Genomic DNA, 20,429 nt, shown 5'->3' on the forward strand with positions numbered 1-20,429 from the left:
GCTCACTGCCCGTCCGGCAGCGGTGCCTCGGGGTTGATGACGCCGGCCTTGCGCAGATCCCGCCAGAACTCAGCAGGAACCGTCTCGTTCAGCGCCGCGCTGTCTTCGGCGATACGGTCGGGCTTGCTGGCGCCCGGGATGACGGCGGCGACGGCCGGGTGGGCGAGCGAGAATTGCAGGCCTGCAGCCTTCATGCTGACGCCGTGGCGGTCGGCGATCGCCCTGATGCGCGCCACCTTGTCGAGGATCGCAGGCGTGGCCGGCGCATATTCGAAATTCGGCCCGCCGACCAGCGCGCCGGAGCTGTAGGGGCCACCGGCGACGATGCCGAGCCCACGTTCGGCAACCAGCGGCATCACCCGCTGCAGCGCGCGGTCATGGTCCAGCAGCGTGTAGCGCCCGGCAAGCAGGAAGCCGTCGGGGCGTGGCCCCTGCAAGCCGAGCAGCAGCTCGATCGGCTCGACACGATTCACCCCGAGACCCCAGGCCTTGATCACGCCCTCGTCGCGCAGCCGGTCGAGCGCCTTGAAGGCACCCTTGCGGGCGGTCTCGAAGACATCGAGCCATTCGTCGCCGTAAAAATCCTGAGCGACGTCGTGCACGAAGGCGATATCGATCCGGTCGGTCTTCAGCCGCTTCAGGCTGTCCTCGATCGAGCGCAGGGTGGCGTCCGCCGAGTAGTCGTTGACGATCTTGTTCGGGCGGCCGTACTTGAAGACCTCGCCCTTCTCGCCAAGATCGCGGGCGCTGACATCCTCGATCTCGTCAAGGATGACGCGGCCGACCTTGGTGCTGATCACGTAATCGTCGCGTTTCTTGCCGGCCAGCGCATCGCCCATGCGGATTTCCGCAAGACCAGCGCCATAGAAGGGCGCGTTGTCGAAATAGCGGATGCCGTCGTTCCAGGCGGCATCGACGGTTGCCTGTGCTTCCGCTTCCGGAATGTCGCGGAACATGTTGCCGAGCGGGGCGGCGCCGAAACCGAGCTTGCTCGGCAGAATATCCTTGAGTGCCATTGGTCTGTCCTCTCCTTGTTATCAGGGTCAGCCGATATCGGCGGGATCGAGCACGAGCGCGGTGCGTTCGGCGAGATCGTTGATCTTTGCGAGATAGGCCTTGAAATGCGGGGTCTGGCGGTGGGCGGCCACCGCCTCACTATCCTGGTAGAGTTCATCAAGCGCGAAACGCGTAACATCAGCCTGATCGCGCCAGATGTCCCAGCGCAGATTGCCCGGCTCCGCCCGGCAGGCGGGTGCCATGCCGGAAAGGAGCGCTTCCAGTTCTTCGGCCTTGCCAGGCCGGGCGGCGAGGATCGCCATGATCTTCACGGGATGCGGCATGGCTGTCTTCCCCCCAGTCTCAGGCTGCCGTCGCGCGGTCGAGAGCCTCGACCAGCCTGGCGGCGAGCGGATGGTCGGAACGCGGGTTCTGGCCGGTGATCAGTTCGCGATCGACGATGACGTGCGGTTCGAAATCGACCGCTGTCGTCACCACCTTGCCCCCGGCCGTCTGCAGCGCATCGACCACGTTGAAATAGAGCTTGGCGTGAAGAATGTAGTCCTCGACGATCTTTTCTTCGCTGTTGGAGAAGACGGTCATCTGATAGCCGGCATATTGCCAATCCCTGGCCCATTCGGCAGCCTTGGCCAGGTCGCCGGCAACAAGGGCGGCGCGGAATTCGCGGGCATGCGGCATGGCCGAGGCAACGGCAATCGGGCCATGGCAGAGAAGCGCGGTCGGCTTGGCCTTCTCATGGAAGTGGCGCAGGATTTCGCCGAGATCGGGGTCCTGCATCAGATCGACAACCGGTGCCTGGCCGCCCGGCACGAAGACGCCGGCATAGTCATCCAGGCCTTCGGCAATCACGGCGGCCAGCGTCCTTACATTGTTCATCGAGGGATCCTCGGCGTAGAAAGCCTTGGCCTTGCGGTAGGCCGCCTCGTCGCCGCCGAAGTGATCGGCCTTGTCGGAGACTTCGTCGATATGCGGCTTGGTGCCGTTGGGGGTGGCGAGCACCACCTCGTAACCGGCTGCGATCACCGCCATCGCCGGAACCACGGTTTCGTTGAGATACTGGCCGGTTGCGCCGGTACGGCCGCCCCTGGTTTCGATGCGCGTTGCATTCGAACCGACTACGAGAACTTTACCCTTGCTCATTGTCATCTCCTTGGCCCTCTGGCCTCGTTTCGATGACTGGATGATGCCGTTTCTCAACGTATTTCGGAAATTTATTTGTTCTATTCCAGATATTCGCATGGCATTATAACTGGATGCGATACGACCTGAACCTGATGCCCGTTTTCCTCGCCCTCATGGAGGAGCGCAACGTCACCCGCGCCGCCGAGCGTCTGGGGATTACCCAGCCGGCGCTGTCGAATGCGCTGAACCGGCTGCGCGACACGCTGCGCGATCCGCTGTTCATCCGCGAGCGCTACGGCATGCGCCCGACGCAGCTCGCCGAAGAGATGGCCCCGGTGATCCGCACGGCGCTGGCGCAGTTCGACGAGCTGATCCTCGGCCAGCAGGAATTCGATCCGGAAAAGGCATCCCGGCTCTTCACCGTCGCGCCCAACAGCTATGTCGAATTCGTGCTGATGCCTGAAGTGGTCGCGCGGCTTCGGGGGCGCGCCGATGGCATCAAGCTCCGCCTCATCCCCTTCGGCAGCGATCTTTCCGAAACCGGTGCCGTCTCGGGCACGACGGAGATGGTGCTCGGCCGCATCACCGATCCGCCGGACAATATGGTCGTGCAGCACCTGATGGATGACGGGCTCGCCTGCGTGGTCCGCGCCGATCATCCCGAGATCGGCGACAGCATTTCGAAGGAAGATTACGAGCGGTTGAAGCATGTGAACGTCCTGCCGCCCGGGCGCCTGCGCGCCGGCCTCTTCCAGGCGCTGGAGCAGCGCGGCCTGCGCCGCGAAGTCGCCGTATCCGTCACCCATTTCCTCGCCGTGCCGGAAATGATCGCCGCCACCGACTATTGCACCACGCTGCCGCGCCAGATCTGCCGGCGGCTCGCCCGCGACACCCGGCTGAAGATCCTGCCAGCCCCCGCCGATCTCGGGACCTTCCCGGTCGAGATCGCCTGGCACGTCCGCTACCGCCACGACCCCGCGCACCGCTGGCTGCGTTCGCTGATATCGGAGGTGGCGAAGGAGATTGCCGGGCAGGCTGACGCCTAATCCGACCAGGGATCGTCCTGGAGTTCCACCCCATCCTGCAAACCATGCAGAATGCCGATCAGCCGTGGCGCCAGGTCGCGGATCTCGGTGAGGTGAATGGCGGTCAGCCGCTTGAGCACGGTTTCGGCCTTGTCGGTCAGCGCCAGCGTCTGGCGGCGCTTGTCGTTCGGGTCGGCGGTGCGCGACACGTAGCCGGCGGTTACCAGGCGGCCGACGAGCTCGGTTGCCGAATGCGGCGCGATCAGCAGCCGCTCGGCGAGCAGGCCGATGGTCATCGCCTCCTCGCTGCGGTGGCCCCTGATTGCCAGCAGTGCCTGATGCTGCTGCACCGGCAGGCCTTCTTCCTGGGCTGCGGAGGCGCTGAAATCCATGAAGCGGCGCAGCGTGTAGCGCAGATTGGAAAGCGCCTCGTAATCGGCGTCCGTCAGATCGTCCTTCGGCTTCCTGGCCATCAATCCTCCGCCGTCACTGCATCCAAGCCGCCATCTCCATCCGCCGATGATCCTGCAGCGCGCGTAGTGCCTGCATCAGTTCCGGCGCCATCTCGCGGATTTCGTGGAGGTGAGCAGGTGTCAGCCGACGCAATAGCTCTTCTGCCTGATCTGTCAATCGCACATGCGCGCGGCGTTTGGGCTTGATGTGCACAGTCAGATGGCCGCGCGCCTGCAGCGTTGCTGCCAGTTCTGCCGCGGCTGCCGGTGTGAGGAAGAGCTTTTCCGCGAGGCTGGAAACGCTCATCGCGCCACCAATGCCGAGCCCCTTGATCGCGAGCAGCGCCTGATGCTCCTGCGGCGACAGCCCGAGGCGATCTGCGGCTTCGGCGCTGAACTGACGGAACTTGCGGATCCGGTATCTCAGATTGGCAAGCGCCTCATATTCCATCTCTGACAGGCTTTCTCCGGGCATCTCACTCATCCTCAAACCATGACTTGATTTATATCGCAATACGATATATCTGGCCCGGCATTGCCAGCCTGTCAACAGGAACCCCGATGTCTCCACACAGCAAACACCGGCCGCATGATTTCATGGGCGGCCTTTCCCGGCGCGAGGCCGGAGATTTCACCACGGACAAGCGCGTCATCGCCCTCATCGGCATGGCGGTGATCGTCGGCACCGGCGGCGCCTTTGCCGCCTGGGTGCTGGTCAGCCTCATCTCGCTGGTCACCAACCTCGTCTGGTTCGCCCGCTTCAGCATCCATGCGGTATCGCTGGCCGAGGCGCCGCGTTCGCTCTGGATGGTCGCTGTCCCGGTTCTCGGCGGCCTCGTCATCGGCCTAATGGCGCGTTTCGGCTCCGAGAAGATCAGGGGCCACGGCATTCCCGAGGCGATCGAGGCGATCCTGATCGGCGGCAGCCGGATGTCGCCCAAGGTCGCGATCCTGAAGCCGGTCTCCTCGGCGATCTCGATCGGAACCGGCGGCCCCTTCGGCGCGGAAGGCCCGATCATCATGACCGGTGGGGCCATCGGCTCGCTATTCGCCCAGTGCTTCCATCTGAGCTCCGCCGAGCGCAAGACGCTGCTCGTCGCCGGCGCCGCTGCCGGCATGACGGCGATCTTCGGCTCGCCGATCGCCGCCATCATGCTTGCCGTCGAACTCCTGCTGTTCGAATGGAAGCCGCGCAGCTTCATTCCCGTCGCCGTTGCAGCCTGCGTCTCGATCTGCTGGCGTCCGTTCCTTTTCGAGGCCGGAGCTCTCTTTCCCAAGCAGTTCCACATGGACCTGCCCTGGTGGGGCATCCTGCTCTGCGCCGGCATGGGCATCGTCTCCGGCCTGCAGTCGGGCATCCTGACGACACTGCTCTACAAGATCGAGGACCTCTTCGAGGCATTGCCGATCCACTGGATGTGGTGCCCGGCGCTCGGCGGGCTGATCATCGGCCTCGGCGGGTTGATCGAGCCGCGCGTCCTCGGCGTCGGCTACGATATCATCGACGGTCTCCTGAGCAGCAAAATGCTGCCGCAGGCGGTGCTGACGATCCTGCTCGTCAAGGCGGCGATCTGGCTCGTGGCGCTGTCGTCAGGCACGTCAGGCGGCGTGCTGGCGCCGCTGCTGATCTTCGGCGGCGCGCTCGGCTGGCTGGTCGGCCTGGTATTGCCCGGCGATCCCGGCTTCTGGGCGCTGCTCGGCATGGCCGCGATGATGGGCGGCACGATGCGCGCGCCGCTGACCGGCACCTTCTTCGCCGTAGAGCTGACCGGCGACGTCTCCGCGCTGCTGCCGCTGCTGGCGGCGACGGTTTCGGCCTATGCCGTCACCGTGCTGCTGCTGCGCCGCTCGATCCTCACCGAAAAGATCGCCCGCCGCGGCCAGCACATCACCCGCGAATACGGCATCGATCCCTTCGAATTCTCCCGCGCCCGCGACATCATGATCTCTGACGTCGACAGCTTCCGGGCCGACATGACGGTCGCCGAGGCTATCGGCCATTTCACGACGAAGGAGAAAACCCACCGCGTCTATCCCGTTGTCGATGAGCTCGGTATTTTCAAGGGGTTGGTGTCGCGCGGCGATGTGCTGCGCTGGCAGCAGGAGAGGGCGGAGCTCGATCAGCCGCTCGCCGATCTCGTCTCCGATGCCTCCCTGCCGCTCGCCCATCCCGATGACACGGTCGGCTACGTCGCCGACCTGATGCTGGCGACCGACGCCGGCCGTATTCCGATCGTCGATCCCGAGAGCGGCCAGCTTGCCGGTCTGGTCGCCCGCAAGGACCTGCTGCGGCTTCGCCACTCCCTGCAGGCCAACGAAACGGAACGACAGCCCTATTTCGGACGAAGCGCCAAGGCGCTATCCTGAAGCCATCAGGCAGTCGCGGCCACTGAGGCCGCGACTGTCTTCCACGCTCAGCCCGCGCCTGCAGCCGCCGCTGCGGCAAAGAACCCTTCGGGGCTCTCCACCTCCACCAGCCGCTTGCGCTCGATCTGCCAGAAGCGGTTGCCCGTGGCGCGCACGAAGCTGCGGTCGTGGGAAACGAGCAGGCAGCTTGCCTGATGCGCCATCAACTCGCCCTCCAGCGCTTCCTGCCCATCGATATCGAGATGGTTGGTCGGCTCGTCCAGCAGGTAGAAGTTCGGCTCCGTCAGTCGCAGAACCAGCATGCCGAGCCGCGCTTTCTGCCCGCCGGAGAGACGTCCGAGCGGCTTCGACTGCATGTCGATCGTCATTCCCGCGCCGGCGAGCAGCGCGCGTGCCCGCTGGTCGCCGATATCGAAGCGGCGGATGATCGTCTCCATCGGCGTATCGGCATCCCTGAGATCGGCCAGCGCCTGATCGGCATAGCCGAGCACCAGCGAGGGCGTCGCCTTGATGCCGTCCTGCGCGGCCTCGGGGTTGCCGATCGCCTTCCGCAGCATGGCGATGAAGCGCGACTTGCCGGCTCCGTTCTCCCCAAGCAGCACGATCCGGTCGCCCTGGCAGATGAACTGCTTGCCGGTCTTGAACAGCACGGTTCCATCCGGTGTGCGCACCTCGGCATCATCGAGGGTAACAAGCACCTTGGCATGGGTGCCGCGATTGCCGAGCTTGATCGCGCCTGCCGAGCGTTCCAGATGCGCGGGCCTTGCCGCGTCCTCCAGCTTCTCCGCCCGCTGCTTCAGCTGCTTGGTCTTGACCACCAGCAGGTCGCTGCCGGAATTGACACCGATATTGTGAAGCTTGGCGGCCTGCCTGCGCAGCTGATCGGCCGCCTTCATGTCGCGCTCGTAGCGCTTGGCATCGGCGGCATCCGTCTCGTCGAGTGCTGCGCGTGCCTGCGAATAGGGCAGCGAAAAGAGCTGCGAATTCTCGGGCCGCAGGAACAGCGTCCGGTTGCTGACGGCATCGAGAAAGGCGCGGTCATGGCTGGCGATGACGACTGCCGTGTCACGCGGCAGGGCATTGAGCCAGATCTCGAGCATGGCGATCTTGCCGAGATCGAGATGGTTGGTCGGCTCGTCCAGCATCAGAACGTCGGGCTCGGTCACCGCGACGCGCGCCAGCATCGCCAGCCGCTGCCAGCCGCCGCTCAGGGCCGAGAGTGCACGGGTACGGAACTCCTCCGGCACCTCCAGCCCTTCAAGCGCGACATCGACGCGCCAGCTTTCGCTCTCCGCCTGTTCCGCAGGCAGGGCATCGAGCACCGCCTCGTAGAAGGAGAGGGGAAGGAGCGGGGCGGGCACATTCTGCTCGACATAGCCGACGGTCGCCTCGCGGGCGCGGGTGATCTCGCCCTCAGTCGCCTCCAGTGCGCCGGCCATGCAGCGGAACAGGGTTGATTTCCCCCGCCCGTTGGCGGCCACGAGCCCGATCCGGTCGCCGGCGTTGACGGCGAGGTTGAGCCTGGAAAACAGCGGCGACGACAGGGTGATGCCGAGGTTGCGGATATTGATGAGGGTCATGTCAGAAACTCTCTGGTCGGTCCGCGCGCCGAATTCATCGAGGGCATCAGGCCATCATCGATGAATGCGTCAGCGGCGGTGGATAGTTAATTGCAGCCGCAAACCACGGGGGTTCAGGCGCTGCATGCCACGAGGGGGCAGACCAGGAAGATGTGTCTCGAGAAACGGTCTCTGGTCAGCCCTGCAAACGCATCTGCAGGGCGTTGACGGGGCCACGCTGCCGGTAATACCGGAAATAGAAATTCTGCACGTGACCCTCCTTTCTCTTTGAGCGCACGCCAATGAAATAGCATCGCACCGCCCGCTTCGCAACTGTACGCTGCGGCTACCCCGGTCTTGCCGCCGCCCTCCCGCTCCTGTAAGCGCCGGTCTCATACTGACATTCATTTCAAGGAGAGCGGCCGATGGCAGCCGGTGACGACGATTACGTTTACGACGAAGCAACAGGCGAATGGCGCCCGGCATCCGAACTGGCAGCCGCCGCCGCTGCCGCCGCAGAAGTCCGCGACGCCTCTGGCAACGTGCTTCAGGACGGCGATTCCGTGACACTGATCAAGGACCTGAAGGTCAAGGGCGCCGGCCAGACGCTGAAGCAGGGCACGGTGATCCGCTCGATCCGGCTGACGGATAATCCTGAGGAAATCGACTGCCGCCATGATGCGATCAAGGGGCTGGTGTTGCGGACGGAGTTTGTGCGGAAGCGGTGAGGGGCGGGGCACCCCCCTCTGCCCTGCCGGGCTACCGGCGTCGAGCCACGGGTCTCGACGCGCTCTTCGAGCCCCCACAAGGGGGAGATTGGCCGGGGAGCGCTCTCGCTAGGCTATTGGACAGGAGCCGCACCCGAATTTTTAGGCGCGACAGCCACCCAGATCTCCCTCATCTCTGTGCTCGTCACAGGGATCCAGCCACCGCGCGTCTGCGCGGTGAATGACTCATATGCTTACTGAAGAAGTCTCCCGCGCCCCAGGACTGGGGCGCACTGGATTCCTGTGACAAGCACAGGAATGAGGGTGGTTGAGGCGCCGCCCTCAGCCAATCTCCCCCCTTGTGGGGGCTCGAAGAGCGCGTCGAGACCCGTGGCTCGGCGCCGGTAGCCCGGCAGGGCAGAGGGGGGTGAACCCGCCCGAAAAGCCTACCGCTTCAAACTCCCCAAGATCCCACGCACCAGCGCCCGGCCGACCTGCGTCGCAACCGTCCGCGCCACACTCTTCATCGCCGCTTCCACCACGGTCTCGCGCTGGTAGCCCGACGAACGTCCGCGGCCCTGGCCGCTCTGCTTGTCGTCGTCACCGCCGCCGAAGCCCGGCAGGCTCCAGCCCGAGGTCGTCCCGGCTTCCGTCGGCTGGGCCTTCTGCGCCTGCTTGGCGGCCTCGGAATCGGCCGCTTTCTTGGCGCGGGCCGCGAGGATTTCGAAGGCGGATTCGCGGTCGACGTCTTCGTCATAGACGCCGAGGACAGGGCTGTGGTCCATCACCTGCTGGCGCTCTGCGTCGGTCAGCGGGCCGACGCGGCCCGACGGCGGGCAGATCAGCGTGCGCTCGACGATCGACGGCGCGCCCTTGGCCTCCAGCGTTGAAACCAGCGCCTCGCCGGTGCCAAGCGTGGTGATGACGGTGGCGCAATCGAAAGCCGGGTTGGGGCGGAAGGTATCGGCGGCGGTCTTCACCGCCTTCTGCTCACGCGGCGAATAGGCGCGTAGTGCGTGCTGCACGCGGTTGCCGAGCTGGGCGAGCACCGTCTCCGGCACGTCGAGCGGGTTCTGCGTCACGAAATAGACGCCGACGCCCTTGGAGCGGATCAGGCGCACGACCTGCTCGACACGCTCGGTCAGAACCTTCGGCGCGTCGTTGAAGAGCAGATGCGCCTCGTCGAAGAAGAACACCAGCTTCGGCTTGTCGGGATCGCCGACTTCAGGAAGCTCCTCGAAGAGTTCGGAGAGCAGCCACAGCAGGAAGGTGGCGTAGAGCCGCGGGTTCATCATCAGCTTGTCGGCGGCCAGCACCGAGATCTGGCCGTAGCCGCGGTTGTCGGTGCGCATGATGTCGGAGATCTTCAGCGCCGGTTCGCCGAAGAAGTGCTCTGCGCCCTGCTGCTCAAGCACCAGCATGGCGCGCTGGATCGAGCCGACAGAGGCCTTGGAGATCAGGCCGAACTGGTTGGAAAGCTCGCTGGCGTTCTCGGCCATGTAGTTCAGCAGCGAGGAGAAATCCTTAAGATCGAGCAGCGGCAGGCCGGCCTTGTCGGCGATCTTGAAAGCGATGTTGATGACGCCTTCCTGCGGCTCGGAGGCATCCATCAGCCGCGCCAGAAGCAGCGGCCCCATCTCGGCGATGGTGGTGCGCACGCGATGGCCCTTCTCGCCGAAGAGATCCCAGAAGATGACAGGGAACTGGTCGAACTCGTAATCGGTGAAGCCGATCTGCTCGGCGCGCTTGGTCAGGAAATCCTTGGCTTCGCCCTTGGCGGCGATGCCCGAAAGGTCGCCCTTGATGTCGCCGCAGAACACGGCCACGCCGGCCTTCGAAAAACCCTCTGCCAGCACCTGCAGCGTCACCGTCTTGCCGGTGCCGGTGGCCCCGGTGACGAGGCCGTGGCGATTGCCGAATTTCAGGTCCAGATATTCCGGTTTGTTGATGCTATCATCAGGATTGCGGCTGGCGCCGATGAAAATCTTGCCGTCTTCGAGCATTGCGAAATCTCCCGTGGGCCAAGGCCGCCGCTACAGCTGGAATGCGAAGATCAGCCGCATTCATTTTCCTATCTTGTACCTGTTATAAGCAGGGAGTGTGATGGCAGCAACTGTTTGCATTAAAAGCAATTCTGGACGATACGCGGTCCTGTCGAAGGCCGCTTGAGTTGCGGAACAAGTTCGATTAACGTTGACGTTAACGTCAAATAACAGGAGGCTGACGATGAATGAAGTTGTGACCCAGATTGCCGACCGCGTAGGCATTGCGCCCGACCTCGCCGAAAAGGCGCTCGGCATGATGCTCGGTTTCCTGCAGCGCGAAGCCGATGACGGCCCGGTTGCCAAGATGATCGAGGCGATCCCCGGCGGTTCCGATCTTGTCGCCCAGTTCAACGGTGAAGGCGCCGGCGGCGGCGGCCTGCTCGGCGGCCTGATGAGCGCGCTCGGCGGCGGCGGCGGCATCATGGGCCTCGGACAGCAGCTGATGAGCGAAGGCCTCGGCATGGGCGAGATCACCGCGCTCGCCAAGGAAACCATCGCCGTCGCCAAGCAGTATGCCGGCGACGAAATCGTCGACCAGGTGGTGGCCTCGGTACCGGGCCTGAGCCAGTTCGTCTGAGTGAATTGATTTCTTAAGATGAAAGCCTCGCGCATCGCGCGGGGCTTTTTGTATCTAAGGGAGTGCCCGCGGCCCCCTCATCCCCAGCGGAGAAGGTGACATCAGGCGGGCGCCGCAGTTTTCCCTTCTCCCCCGCGGGGAGAAGGTGCCCGAAGGGCGGATGAGGGGGCTCCAGCCTCAGCGCCCACCGTCCCAAAAAACCACCACCGCAAGCCACCGCTTACCCCCCCGTTTCCAATCGCCCAAATTTGATCGAACCGGCCCTCCGTCACAGCGGAACAAAACGCCCATTTCCACTGTTTCCGTCGCGATGATCACACCGGAAGGATAACGATCATGCGTAAGCTTATTTCAGTGACATCCATAGTGCTTCTCATTGCAGCTCCGGCCTTCGCTCAGTCGAGCATGGGCGTCGATACCAACGGCCGTTTCGACGGCAGCCCGCCTCCCGGCACGTCGCCGGAATATGATGCGCAGCAGAGCGGTCTGGAAATCCCCCTGGACCCGATCGAAACCGGCACGATCACCATCGTCCGGCCGTCGAGCTGGACGGCGCCGTGCGAGCGCGAGAACACCCGCACCAGCCGTCACGACGGCACCGTGAACGCGGCCTGCCCGGACCGCGCCAACTAGGCTGGTGGTCAATTTAGAGCCCAAGCGGCCGCCCGCAGTGTTGCGGGCGGGCAGGGGTGATGTATGCTTACCGTTGAGGCCGCTTGAGTTGCTTCAGGCGCACATAGGGGTTCTGGGGATCGTATGATGCGATCGGAACGCCCTTGCCCGCTCTGACCAATCCTGGAGCAAGATGCCCTTCAGGGCCAAACAGATAGTCGGTGCCGGCACAGAGATGCGCGAGTGCTCCGAAATTGAAATACTTGAAGCTGTCGTCGGCCAGAAATGCTGCGTCGTCATAGGCCTTGCCTTTTATTCCGGCATAGCCCGTCGACTTCTTGTAGGCTCGCATCGCCTTGCTGTTGAGCGTTGCGCCGCGGCATTGCGTAGCGGCAACGCTGGCGAGCTGGACGACGCGCAGCGTCTGCGCATCGCTGCTGCCAAGCGGCTTCATCGACTGGGCAACGAAGTAATTCGTCGCCGGATCATTGGTCATTGTCTTTTGCCAGTAGGAAGGAAATTTGGCGGCGTCGCAGGTTCCATGGGATAATGCCGTCAAGATGATCGCCAGAATGCCGACTTCGATTTTCATTTCATCCTCTCCCAGGTTGCGACGGTGTCAGGGCTTTATTCCAGCCATCAGCTGCAACTCGCCCCTGGCGCCATCAAACTCCATGTATGTCTTCGGGCACCAGGCCAGCGCCTTGGCAAAATGATCTCTGGCCACGTCGCGCTTGCCGTGAAGGAGATACCACTCGCCGACATAGAACGTCGCCTCGCATCTTTGGTTGTCGTTTCCGGCTGCTGCTATGGTGGCCTCTTCGCTTGCCTCGCCGAGCAGCAATTTCGAGACCGGCTTCGGCCAGACGTCGGGTGCGGCCGCGAACGCATTTCGCAGATTGCTGCTCGCCTGTGGATCTGCGCCGCGAACCTGAGCGAGGTATCGCCAAAGGAGGTAATAGGGCGCCGGCTCTCCGCCCTTCTCCGATTTCTCCATGAATATCGAAGCCGCCTCCGTGTAGCGGCCGGCAAAGAAATTCAGGAACGGATCTGCGACAATATCCTGCCTGGCAACGAGAATGGGGAAGAGCGCCAGCAACAGGACCAGACAGTAGGCGCCGCCCAGCAGGGAGGCGACCCGCGGAAACCGCGGGATATTTGCCTCAAGAGGCCAGATTCTGAGCAGGGCAAACATCGCGATTGCGCCGGCAATCGCGCCGCCGGTATGGCTGGCGTAGTCGATCTGGTTTCCGTCTCTGGCCGCATGGATGAGCGGCAGGAGTGAAGGGATGAGAACTCGGGCGGCCGAAATCTGCAATCCGGTTCGCGTCGCGCCTGCGGGAAATCGGAAGCTTGCGACAATCAGGGCGCTGAACAGACCGACAATGCCGCCGGACGCGCCGATCCCGACGAGGTTCGGCGGGTTGAAGAGAATGGAGGCCAAGGAGCCGCCCAGCGCGCTGACCAGGAACAGCGCTGTAAACCAGCGGCGCCCGACGAGCGGCTCAAGCCGGCGTCCCGCCAGCCACAGGCCGACCAGATTGAACAGGATGTGGAGAAAGTCGGCATGCAGGAACGGGGCGGTAAACAGGCGCCAATAGTTGTGATCGATGAAGATGCTGTCGTGCATCGTGCCGCCGAAGACGAACAGCGTTTGTATCGATGGCGCCCCGTGGTCTCCCGCATCGACGCCGAACACCACTTCGCAGGTGTAGATGGCGCTCAGCAACACCATCAGAAGGTAGGTGATCAGCGGGCGATCGCGCTCCAGCCTTCCGGACATCGCCTGTTCCGCCGCCGCCTGCGCCTGCTCGACCGGCGACAGTGGACGGGTCACCTGCGCCCTTGCGAGATAGGCATTGGCTTCGCGCACGATGACATCCGGCTCTGCCCGCATATGTGCGATCATGACGGTGGCCTTGTTGCGTGACCTGCCGAGGCACCGCTGCATCAGCCCTTTCAGGCCAGCGAGCCGGAGGGTCTTGGCGACGTCGCGGTCGAGCTCGAAAATGAGATTGTCGGCGTGTCTTGAGCGGTGCCTCACGGCATCACGCACGGCCGTCCAGGGAACCCGGTCTTCAGAAAACTCGGCGAGCCTGAAGCCCTCGGCATCCATCGTCAGAGCAGGTTCACGCTGCAGCAATCGTCTCGTCCAGACCACGACGGCCAGCGCGAAAAACCCGGCGCAGGCATAGGCGAGGTAGGCGAATGCAGCCGCTTCGCTATGGGATCGGAATCCTGCCAGGCCGAGGCCGACGGCGAGGGTAAGGCCAATGAGAAGCGGCTTGGCAACTTTGCCGCGATTATAGAAATAGTGCTGAGGCTCACGCCGTTCATCCGCCAGGGGTGCGTCTGTCAGCCAACCTTCGTTTCCTGGAATCCGGGTCTCTGCGGCCTCGGCCAAGGTCGTCCTATCCGTCGCAAATGCGGTCGCAATCGAGCGCCAGTCACTGTCAGGCCCGGTGCGCACCTTTGTCCCCGGCGTCAGTTGACCGCTTTCGAGCAGGATACGAATTTCGGTTTCTGAGACCGGGCCGACTTCCCCGTTGAGATGCTTGTAGAACCAGGCCGTCAATTCAGTCACCGTCGTTTGGTCCAACCGTCTCGCGCGATCGATTCGCTGATCGGTTGCCGCGGGGCAGCATATGCATGGTTGTTTATACAACGCTAACGGTCATTTTATACTCCTGAAATTTCGGGAGGACCAACCGATGACCGCGGCGCTCGGTCGCGATTGTGGGCCGATGGCGTTATGCTATTGTCCGGTTGCGGAGGGCGCGAACATGTCTCAGCAGATGGATGCCAAAAATATCGTGCTCTCCGAATTGCAGCCGGGCGAGGTCCTGCGATGGAGCGGCCAGCCGACTGCTTTGGCGATGCTCTTAAGCAACGCCATGAACATCGGTTTCGGCATTGTTTTTGCGATCGTTGGGGGTACCCGCTGGGTCCGTTCCTGCTGGACGGCAGCCGGCCCGATAGTATTCCTCTGGCCCTTTTCTCCTCTCTTTTCGTTTTCGTCGGGATTGGAATAGCCGGCAAGGCGATCATGGAAGCCATCGCTGCGCCGTGGACAGGCTATGCCATTACAGATCGGCGCGTTCTCATCGTGTCCAAGCTTTTCCGGAAGCGCGTCCTGACTTTTGGACCAAACGCAATCAACGCCATCGAGTTTCGCGAAAATCTTCTCGGATGGGGCAACGTCGTCTTCCGCCAGGAGGTTCAGGACACATCCGATGGCAAGACCATGCTGAGACTGGCTTTTGTTGGGATTGAAGACACAGTCACTGCGATGCGCGAGCTTCAGAGCCTTAGAGATCGGACAAGCCCGACTGCAAGAGCGTGAGGTGCCCGAACGGCAACGGCACCCGTATCGCCATCGCCGCACGGGCGCCCTAACCATCAAGCCAAGATCGCCCGCGGCTCCAGAAACGCCTCCAGGCCGAAGACCCCGAACTCGCGCCCGATCCCCGACTGCTTGAAGCCGCCGAAGGGTGCCAAGGGCTCGTGCGGCGCGCCGTTGATGACGACGCGGCCGGATTCCATTTGTTCGGCAACGCGCCTGGCGCGGGCCGGATCGCTGGAATGGACATAGGCCTGCAGGCCGTAGCTCGTGTCGTTGGCGATCCGGATGGCGTCTTCCTCGTCCCTGTAGGGAATGACCGAGAGCACCGGCCCGAAAATCTCCTCGCGGGCGATCCGCATGCCGTTATGGACATTGGCAAAGATCGTCGGGCGCACGAACCAGCCGCGCTCCAGCCCCTCCGGCCTGCCGGGGCCGCCGGTCAGCAGTTCGGCGCCTTCCTCCTCGCCGAGGCGGATATAGGATTGCACGCGGTCATATTGCTTCTGGCTAACCATCGGCCCTATCTTGACCTCCGGATCACTGGGATCACCTGTCTTGATCGCTTCGGCCCCGGCCTTCAGCCGCGGCAGGATCTCGGCCATCCGGCTTTCGGGTGCCAGAATGCGCGTTCCGGCGATGCAGGCTTGGCCGCTATTGGCGAGCCCCATCATCAGCACGGTCGGGATCGCGCTGTCGAGATCGGTATCGTCGAGAATAATGTTCGGCCCCTTGCCGCCGAGCTCCAGCGTCACCCGCTTCAGCGTCTCGGCGCCGGATCGCAGGATCTGCTTGCCGACGGCGGTGGAGCCGGTGAAGCTCACCTTGGCGATATCAGGATGGGCGCTGAACTCGGCGCCGACCACATCGCCGCGGCCGTTGACGATGTTGAACACGCCCTTCGGCAGTCCCGCCTCGTGCAGGCATTCGGTAATCAGCTGCGTCTGGATGGCGCTCATCTCGCTCGGCTTGATGACCACGGTGCAGCCGGCGGCGAGTGCCGTGGCGAGCTTGGCGCAGATGAAGCCGTAATTGCTGTTCCATGGCGTGATCGCCGCGACGACGCCGAGCGGCTGCATGGTCACTTCGGCGCGGCCGATCACGCGGGTGAAATCATAGGTCTCCAGCACTTCGGCCATCTTCAGAAAGGCGGAAGCGGCGTAGGGAACGGAGAAGCCGGTGAAATATTGCGGCGCTCCATATTCCTCCGCCATCGCCGCCGTCATCTCCCCGGCGCGGGCCGAAACGGCCGCGGCCAGCCGCTGCAGCATGTCGATCCGCTCCGCCTTGCCGGTGCGCGAAAAGGCCGGGAAGGCGCGCTTGGCGGCGGCAATCGCCGCTTGCGCGTCTTCGCGGTCGCCAAGCCGGACGGTGCCGATCTTCTCCTCGGTCGAGGGGTTGAAGAGTTCGGCGATCTCCTCGCCATGCGGCGTCACGAAGGCGCCGTCGATATAGATCTCGGTAATGTTGCGCATCGCTTTTCTCCTGTCTGCGATACGCCCTATCTGGCATCGGCCGATTGCTCTGATAAGCTGTCGAATAAAGGACGAGCTGATAAGGAAATCGGGACAATGATGCGCGGCACGCTGGCGGAGCTGGAAGCGGTGGTGACGGTGGCGGCAAAGGGCGGCTTCCGCGCCGCCGCCCGCGAGCTCGGGATATCCTCCTCGGCGCTCAGCCAGCAGATCGCCGCGCTCGAGGCCCGGCTCGGCGTGCGCCTGTTCAACCGCACGACCCGCAGCGTCACGCTTTCATCGGCGGGCGAACAGTTCGTCGCCGAGATCACCCCGGCGCTGACGGCCATCCGCAATGCCATCGATCTCACCGACGAGCACCGCTCGGAACCCTCGGGCCTCCTGCGCATCAACACCTCGGTCGGCGCCGCCCGCATGGTGCTGGCGCCTCTGGCGCTGGAATATCTGAGACGCTACCCCCGCATGCAGCTGGAAATCGTCACCGAGGGGGCGCTGGTCGATATCAACGCCCAGGGCTTCGACGCCGGCATCCGTATCCTCGAAGCCGTACCCCCAGATATGATCTCGGTGCCGATCAACCGTCTGATCCGCCCCGCCATCGTCGGCTCGCCCGCCTATTTCAGCACCCGCCCGCGGCCGAAGACACCGGCCGACCTCGAAACCCACCGCTGCATCCGCGCCCGCATGGCCAGCGGCACCATCTACCGCTGGGAGTTCGAAAGACGCGGCGACGCCTTCACCATGGATGTGCCTGGTAATCTCATCCTCGACGAAAGCGACCTCATCCTGCGCGCCGCCCGCGAAGGCGCAGGGCTCGCCTATCTCAGCGAATGGCAGCTCGGCGAAGATTTGGCCGCCGGCCGCCTGATCCGCGTGCTCGAGGACTGGACGGCGCCCTATCCCGGCTTGTGCCTCTACTATCCCGGCAGGCGGCATATTCCGGCGAAGCTGAGGGCGTTTGTCGAGGTGGTGAGGGAGATGCGGTGGGATTGAGGGGCAACGGCGGGGCGCTCAAAGCTAGGAAAAATACCCGAACTCAGGGTGTGGCCTGTTGCGTTCGGCCATAAGTGGAGCGGTTATATTAATCTCTCCTTTAAGTTTTATTCCTAAAAATCAACTTTTGCGGGAGTTTTTGGGAGTGTTTATGGAGAGATGTCGTCCAAAGCGTGTGCTCGAAGTTTTTATCATAGTGACCTATGTTTCGACATTTGGATTGGCGGCGATAGGCGGCTTCAAGATCGATTTCATTGGCATCGCACCCCTTGTTGCCCTCGTTTGCATATTTCTGATGATCGGCGCTTTCTGCACTCGTTTCGGCATGCTCGATATACGGGCCGGTATCCGGTGCGTTGTCTATGCGCTCCTGCTGGCGCCGCCGATCACGCTCTCGACCTACCTTGGTGTTTGGCTGAGCATGCCTTTGCAAGACCAGAACCTTGCGTTTGCGGATGCCGCACTCGGGTTTGATTGGGCAAGTACGATATACTTCGTCGACAGCCAGCCACTGCTTGCGGCGATCTTCAACGTGGCCTACCTGACGTTTTCGTTTCAGCTATTGCTTTGGCCGCTAATACTTGCTGCCTTCAAACACGAAGCCCGGGCAAGATTGATGGTGGCAGGATTTGCGGTCATCTGCTTCCTGTCCAGTTTTATCTCGATTTGGACGCCGGCAATTGGGACCTATGCGTATTACGGCTTTGACGGCGCAACGCTGAAGAATCTGGACATACTCTACGGCTATTATTTTCTGGATGAGTTTAACGCGGTGCGCGAGGACAGCAACTTCGTATGGAACCTGGCTTCAAGTAAAGGCATTTTGACCTTTCCTTCAGTGCATGTCGCAACCGGGCTTCTGTGCGCATGGGCGGCATGGCCGCTGAAAGCACTTAGATATCCAGCGATCCTCCTGAATGTCGCCATGGCATGTTCGGCCGTCACTTCCGCGGGTCATTACGCAATCGATGTCATTGCTGGTTGTGGCGTCGCAATGGTGTCGATAGCATTCCTTGTCTGGATTACAGGTGCGGGACGTTCGTCAGCAGGTGGCCCAGAGGTATCTCGCTCGGCTATTTCCCTTTCCAAGTGATCTTCCCCCGTAAGCGGCCGAGGCCCCTGAATACTGTGAATTGTGGGGAACGTTATGACGGAAATCCAGGTTATACCGACACTGCCAATGTGATTGAGAAACGGTGCTGATTTATCGCCCCGGCCGCTTTCCCGCCAGCCCCGCTATCCCGGCCCCAACCAAAAGCGTCCCCGCCGCCGCGAAAAACACCAGCATCGGTGGTCCGGCATCCGCCCACAAGCCGCCCAGCGCCATCCCTGCCGCTCCGCCTGCCGTCAGCATTGCATTGAGCAGCGCCTGGCCCTCCGATGTCCGTCCGGGCGGCAGTATCTGATCGATCATTTGCTGCATGACGAGCAGGCCTGGGGAGATGAAGAGCCCGGCAAGTGTCAGCATGGGCAGCAGCAGAAGCGGCGGGAGTGCCAGCCTTAGGCCAAGTCCGGCGGCGGCGAGTCCGATGCCGAAGCCGCCGAGCGATGCGGCGAGCAGGCGATAGGCGGAAAAGTGCCATTCCCTTGCGCCGAAGAACAGGCCGCCGCCAATGCTGCCGATGGCGACAGCGGTAAACATCAGGCCGAGCATCAGGCCATGTGTGGAGATCGCCGGCGCCGCGGACGTCAGCGCGACGTCCATCTGGCCGAAGCCGACCGCCATGGTGGCTGCGATGATTGCGACAAGCAGGATGCCCGGCTGCAGAATGATGGCGCCGAGAGCGTCGCCCGCCGATCGGCCGCCCGCCTCGCCGCTGACGCGCCCCGCCGGAGAGGCGGCGTAACCCACGCCACCCGTCGCAAGCAGGATGCAGGTGGCGATCACGGGAAAGGTGGGGCCGCCGCCATAGAGGCCGCCGACCACCAGCGGTCCAAGGACGAAAAGCGTTTCAACCGCGACCGCGTCGAGTGCATAGGCTGGCGCCAACAGGCCGGAACCGTCAGGGACCAGACGCCGCCAGGCGACGCGCATCGCCGGGGTGACCGGCGGAAAGAACAGGCCGACGCCGAGCGATAATCCCGCGATGGCGGGCAGGCTCCAGTGCTGCGCGGTGCCGATCAGCGCGAGGGCGAGGAAGGCGGCCGAGGTGAGCGAGGTTCCTGCTATGACGCGCCGGTGGGAGCCTCTATCAAGCGCCCGTCCCCAGAAGGGCACGGACAAGGCGCTGCCGAGCGCAAAGGCGCCAGAGACGAGACCGCCATGCGCGTAGGATCCTGTCGCTGCCTCGACGAGGATCAGCAGGCTGAGCGGCACCATGGCAATCGGCAACCGCGCGACGAAGGCGGCGATATAGGACCAGCGGGCTGCGGGCATGGCTAGAATGGCGAGGTAGGCTTTCACGACGCAGGCCGCCCTGCCGGTGTCTGGCGTGCTCCACTCGTCATCCCGATCACAAATCCATCTCCCGAATCGGCGCGTTGCCGCCTATAAAAGCGGGACCGGAACGAAATAGCAACATCTGGCCATCAGGCGGGAGGAGCCACCCGCTCAAACAAATGCTCATAAAACACCACCAGCCCCCGCTCATCCACCCTGAGATCCGCCTCGAAGCCAATCGATAACCCGAGATCGACGTAGCGCACGCGCCCCGGCCCCTGCCGGTCGTAGCGCTGCTTCGAGCGGGTCACGGTCATGGCCGGGCCGTCGATGAAGGCGGTGTCGAGGGGGAGGGTACTGCCCGGTGTTTCCGGTGTGCGGCGGATCGGGAAGGTGTTGCAGAAAGGGGTGACGGAGAGGTCGGGTTCGTCGGCGCCGTCGAGGTCGGGGCGGGGCAGGCCGTCGACTTCCCAGCCGCCGGGCACGCGCTCCAGCGTCAACTTCCTGTGGTCGCGACCGTTCCAGCGCTCGACGGTGACCGATTGCGCGCTCCAGCCGCCGTCGAGCCGCCAGTGGTGATCAAGGCGGAAACCGCCGTCTTCGAGACAGAGAACGGTCGACGATGCCGTCACGCTCTCGGCGCCGACGCTGAGCGTCAGGCGCTCGAACCCTTCGATATCGGTGCGGCGCCAGAACAGAACTGAAGTCTGCATGCGAATGCCTCCCTTTTTAACACGCGTGCGCGCAATGCGGAGGCG

At 63.4% G+C, this 20,429-nt stretch carries 21 protein-coding genes; 9 read left to right on the forward strand and 12 right to left on the reverse strand.

The annotated features are described in order from the left end of the window. Window positions 1-2: 2 nt before the first annotated feature. The 3 genes from ABIE40_RS22080 to ABIE40_RS22090 are packed head-to-tail and all read right to left on the reverse strand — an operon-like array spanning window position 3 to window position 2,157. Window positions 3-1,016, reverse strand: a complete 1,014-nt coding sequence (locus tag ABIE40_RS22080; protein ID WP_199625763.1) for an aldo/keto reductase — start codon at window positions 1,014-1,016, stop codon at window positions 3-5. A gap of 27 nt (window positions 1,017-1,043) precedes the next feature. Further along, window positions 1,044-1,340, reverse strand: a complete 297-nt coding sequence (locus ABIE40_RS22085; protein ID WP_199625764.1) for a putative quinol monooxygenase — start codon at window positions 1,338-1,340, stop codon at window positions 1,044-1,046. 19 nt (window positions 1,341-1,359) lie between these two features. After that, window positions 1,360-2,157: a type 1 glutamine amidotransferase domain-containing protein gene (locus tag ABIE40_RS22090; protein ID WP_199625765.1), complete on the reverse strand. Its 798-nt coding sequence runs from the start codon at window positions 2,155-2,157 to the stop codon at window positions 1,360-1,362. 113 nt (window positions 2,158-2,270) lie between these two features. On the opposite strand from ABIE40_RS22090, the gene ABIE40_RS22095 reads away from it, so the two are divergent. Further along, the gene (locus ABIE40_RS22095) at window positions 2,271-3,185 is read left to right on the forward strand and encodes a LysR family transcriptional regulator (protein WP_199625766.1); all 915 of its coding nucleotides are present in this window, start codon (window positions 2,271-2,273) and stop codon (window positions 3,183-3,185) included. Here ABIE40_RS22095 and ABIE40_RS22100 read toward each other — a convergent pair. Then, a complete protein-coding gene (locus ABIE40_RS22100; RefSeq protein WP_199625767.1) occupies window positions 3,182-3,637 on the reverse strand; it encodes a MarR family winged helix-turn-helix transcriptional regulator in 456 nt (151 codons plus the stop codon). The two genes, ABIE40_RS22095 and ABIE40_RS22100, sit on opposite strands and share 4 nt — an antisense overlap. Before the next feature lie 13 nt (window positions 3,638-3,650). Beyond that, window positions 3,651-4,091, reverse strand: a complete 441-nt coding sequence (locus ABIE40_RS22105) for a winged helix DNA-binding protein (RefSeq protein ID WP_130280677.1) — start codon at window positions 4,089-4,091, stop codon at window positions 3,651-3,653. A gap of 86 nt (window positions 4,092-4,177) precedes the next feature. Between ABIE40_RS22105 and ABIE40_RS22110 the strand changes: the two genes are divergently transcribed. Then, on the forward strand, window positions 4,178-5,983 hold the full coding sequence (locus ABIE40_RS22110) for a chloride channel protein (RefSeq protein WP_199625768.1): 1,806 nt from the start codon (window positions 4,178-4,180) through the stop codon (window positions 5,981-5,983). A 47-nt stretch (window positions 5,984-6,030) separates the two neighbouring features. On the opposite strand, the gene ABIE40_RS22115 is transcribed toward ABIE40_RS22110, so the two are convergent. Further along, window positions 6,031-7,563 carry an ABC-F family ATP-binding cassette domain-containing protein gene (locus ABIE40_RS22115; RefSeq protein ID WP_199625769.1) on the reverse strand — a complete coding sequence of 511 codons (1,533 nt, stop codon included), beginning with the start codon at window positions 7,561-7,563 and terminating at the stop codon, window positions 6,031-6,033. Window positions 7,564-7,967: 404 nt separating this feature from the next. Between ABIE40_RS22115 and ABIE40_RS22120 the strand changes: the two genes are divergently transcribed. Continuing rightward, window positions 7,968-8,270, forward strand: a complete 303-nt coding sequence (locus tag ABIE40_RS22120; RefSeq protein WP_112714957.1) for an alkylphosphonate utilization protein — start codon at window positions 7,968-7,970, stop codon at window positions 8,268-8,270. Window positions 8,271-8,695: 425 nt separating this feature from the next. Here ABIE40_RS22120 and ABIE40_RS22125 read toward each other — a convergent pair whose 3' ends face one another. Further along, window positions 8,696-10,252, reverse strand: coding sequence for a helicase HerA-like C-terminal domain-containing protein (locus ABIE40_RS22125; protein ID WP_199625770.1), 1,557 nt, complete (start codon window positions 10,250-10,252; stop codon window positions 8,696-8,698). Window positions 10,253-10,475: 223 nt separating this feature from the next. On the opposite strand from ABIE40_RS22125, the gene ABIE40_RS22130 reads away from it, so the two are divergent. Both ABIE40_RS22130 and ABIE40_RS22135 read left to right on the forward strand, forming a co-directional pair. Beyond that, a complete protein-coding gene (locus ABIE40_RS22130) occupies window positions 10,476-10,871 on the forward strand; it encodes a hypothetical protein (protein ID WP_199625771.1) in 396 nt (131 codons plus the stop codon). A gap of 336 nt (window positions 10,872-11,207) precedes the next feature. Beyond that, the gene (locus ABIE40_RS22135) at window positions 11,208-11,504 is read left to right on the forward strand and encodes a hypothetical protein (RefSeq protein WP_199625772.1); all 297 of its coding nucleotides are present in this window, start codon (window positions 11,208-11,210) and stop codon (window positions 11,502-11,504) included. A gap of 67 nt (window positions 11,505-11,571) precedes the next feature. Here the strand turns inward: ABIE40_RS22135 and ABIE40_RS22140 are convergent, their stop codons facing one another. Both ABIE40_RS22140 and ABIE40_RS22145 read right to left on the reverse strand, forming a co-directional pair. Beyond that, on the reverse strand, window positions 11,572-12,075 hold the full coding sequence (locus tag ABIE40_RS22140; RefSeq protein ID WP_199625773.1) for a hypothetical protein: 504 nt from the start codon (window positions 12,073-12,075) through the stop codon (window positions 11,572-11,574). A 27-nt stretch (window positions 12,076-12,102) separates the two neighbouring features. Then, window positions 12,103-14,067: a rhomboid family intramembrane serine protease gene (locus tag ABIE40_RS22145; RefSeq protein WP_199625774.1), complete on the reverse strand. Its 1,965-nt coding sequence runs from the start codon at window positions 14,065-14,067 to the stop codon at window positions 12,103-12,105. A gap of 199 nt (window positions 14,068-14,266) precedes the next feature. Between ABIE40_RS22145 and ABIE40_RS22150 the strand changes: the two genes are divergently transcribed. Beyond that, window positions 14,267-14,515, forward strand: a complete 249-nt coding sequence (locus ABIE40_RS22150) for a hypothetical protein (RefSeq protein WP_199625775.1) — start codon at window positions 14,267-14,269, stop codon at window positions 14,513-14,515. 14 nt (window positions 14,516-14,529) lie between these two features. Continuing rightward, the gene (locus tag ABIE40_RS22155; protein ID WP_199625776.1) at window positions 14,530-14,826 is read left to right on the forward strand and encodes a PH domain-containing protein; all 297 of its coding nucleotides are present in this window, start codon (window positions 14,530-14,532) and stop codon (window positions 14,824-14,826) included. Between the two features lie 56 nt (window positions 14,827-14,882). On the opposite strand, the gene ABIE40_RS22160 is transcribed toward ABIE40_RS22155, so the two are convergent. Next, window positions 14,883-16,298, reverse strand: coding sequence for an aldehyde dehydrogenase family protein (locus ABIE40_RS22160; RefSeq protein ID WP_199625777.1), 1,416 nt, complete (start codon window positions 16,296-16,298; stop codon window positions 14,883-14,885). Between the two features lie 99 nt (window positions 16,299-16,397). Between ABIE40_RS22160 and ABIE40_RS22165 the strand changes: the two genes are divergently transcribed. Continuing rightward, window positions 16,398-17,291, forward strand: coding sequence for a LysR family transcriptional regulator (locus tag ABIE40_RS22165; protein WP_199625907.1), 894 nt, complete (start codon window positions 16,398-16,400; stop codon window positions 17,289-17,291). A gap of 58 nt (window positions 17,292-17,349) precedes the next feature. Next, the gene (locus ABIE40_RS22170; protein ID WP_199625778.1) at window positions 17,350-18,384 is read left to right on the forward strand and encodes a phosphatase PAP2 family protein; all 1,035 of its coding nucleotides are present in this window, start codon (window positions 17,350-17,352) and stop codon (window positions 18,382-18,384) included. A gap of 111 nt (window positions 18,385-18,495) precedes the next feature. Here the strand turns inward: ABIE40_RS22170 and ABIE40_RS22175 are convergent, their stop codons facing one another. Next, complete coding sequence (locus ABIE40_RS22175) at window positions 18,496-19,695, reverse strand: MFS transporter (protein WP_199625779.1); 1,200 nt, start codon at window positions 19,693-19,695, stop codon at window positions 18,496-18,498. Window positions 19,696-19,820: 125 nt separating this feature from the next. Beyond that, the gene (locus tag ABIE40_RS22180; protein ID WP_199625780.1) at window positions 19,821-20,384 is read right to left on the reverse strand and encodes a putative glycolipid-binding domain-containing protein; all 564 of its coding nucleotides are present in this window, start codon (window positions 20,382-20,384) and stop codon (window positions 19,821-19,823) included. Window positions 20,385-20,429: the final 45 nt, after the last annotated feature.

It is taken from the genome of Rhizobium sp. OAE497 (genome assembly GCF_040546565.1).
Lineage (GTDB): Bacteria > Pseudomonadota > Alphaproteobacteria > Rhizobiales > Rhizobiaceae > Rhizobium.

Excerpts from the sequence above, each read along its gene's own strand:
- ABIE40_RS22080 (WP_199625763.1), bottom strand. The coding sequence starts at position 1,016 with ATGGCACTCAAGGATATTCTGCCGAGCAAGCTCGGTTTCGGCGCCGCC.
- ABIE40_RS22085 (WP_199625764.1), bottom strand. The coding sequence starts at position 1,340 with ATGCCGCATCCCGTGAAGATCATGGCGATCCTCGCCGCCCGGCCTGGC.
- ABIE40_RS22090 (WP_199625765.1), bottom strand. The coding sequence starts at position 2,157 with ATGAGCAAGGGTAAAGTTCTCGTAGTCGGTTCGAATGCAACGCGCATC.
- ABIE40_RS22095 (WP_199625766.1), top strand. The coding sequence starts at position 2,271 with ATGCGATACGACCTGAACCTGATGCCCGTTTTCCTCGCCCTCATGGAG.
- ABIE40_RS22100 (WP_199625767.1), bottom strand. The coding sequence starts at position 3,637 with ATGGCCAGGAAGCCGAAGGACGATCTGACGGACGCCGATTACGAGGCG.
- ABIE40_RS22105 (WP_130280677.1), bottom strand. The coding sequence starts at position 4,091 with ATGCCCGGAGAAAGCCTGTCAGAGATGGAATATGAGGCGCTTGCCAAT.
- ABIE40_RS22110 (WP_199625768.1), top strand. The coding sequence starts at position 4,178 with ATGTCTCCACACAGCAAACACCGGCCGCATGATTTCATGGGCGGCCTT.
- ABIE40_RS22115 (WP_199625769.1), bottom strand. The coding sequence starts at position 7,563 with ATGACCCTCATCAATATCCGCAACCTCGGCATCACCCTGTCGTCGCCG.
- ABIE40_RS22120 (WP_112714957.1), top strand. The coding sequence starts at position 7,968 with ATGGCAGCCGGTGACGACGATTACGTTTACGACGAAGCAACAGGCGAA.
- ABIE40_RS22125 (WP_199625770.1), bottom strand. The coding sequence starts at position 10,252 with ATGCTCGAAGACGGCAAGATTTTCATCGGCGCCAGCCGCAATCCTGAT.
- ABIE40_RS22130 (WP_199625771.1), top strand. The coding sequence starts at position 10,476 with ATGAATGAAGTTGTGACCCAGATTGCCGACCGCGTAGGCATTGCGCCC.
- ABIE40_RS22135 (WP_199625772.1), top strand. The coding sequence starts at position 11,208 with ATGCGTAAGCTTATTTCAGTGACATCCATAGTGCTTCTCATTGCAGCT.
- ABIE40_RS22140 (WP_199625773.1), bottom strand. The coding sequence starts at position 12,075 with ATGAAAATCGAAGTCGGCATTCTGGCGATCATCTTGACGGCATTATCC.
- ABIE40_RS22150 (WP_199625775.1), top strand. The coding sequence starts at position 14,267 with ATGTCTCAGCAGATGGATGCCAAAAATATCGTGCTCTCCGAATTGCAG.
- ABIE40_RS22155 (WP_199625776.1), top strand. The coding sequence starts at position 14,530 with ATGGAAGCCATCGCTGCGCCGTGGACAGGCTATGCCATTACAGATCGG.
- ABIE40_RS22160 (WP_199625777.1), bottom strand. The coding sequence starts at position 16,298 with ATGCGCAACATTACCGAGATCTATATCGACGGCGCCTTCGTGACGCCG.
- ABIE40_RS22165 (WP_199625907.1), top strand. The coding sequence starts at position 16,398 with ATGCGCGGCACGCTGGCGGAGCTGGAAGCGGTGGTGACGGTGGCGGCA.
- ABIE40_RS22180 (WP_199625780.1), bottom strand. The coding sequence starts at position 20,384 with ATGCAGACTTCAGTTCTGTTCTGGCGCCGCACCGATATCGAAGGGTTC.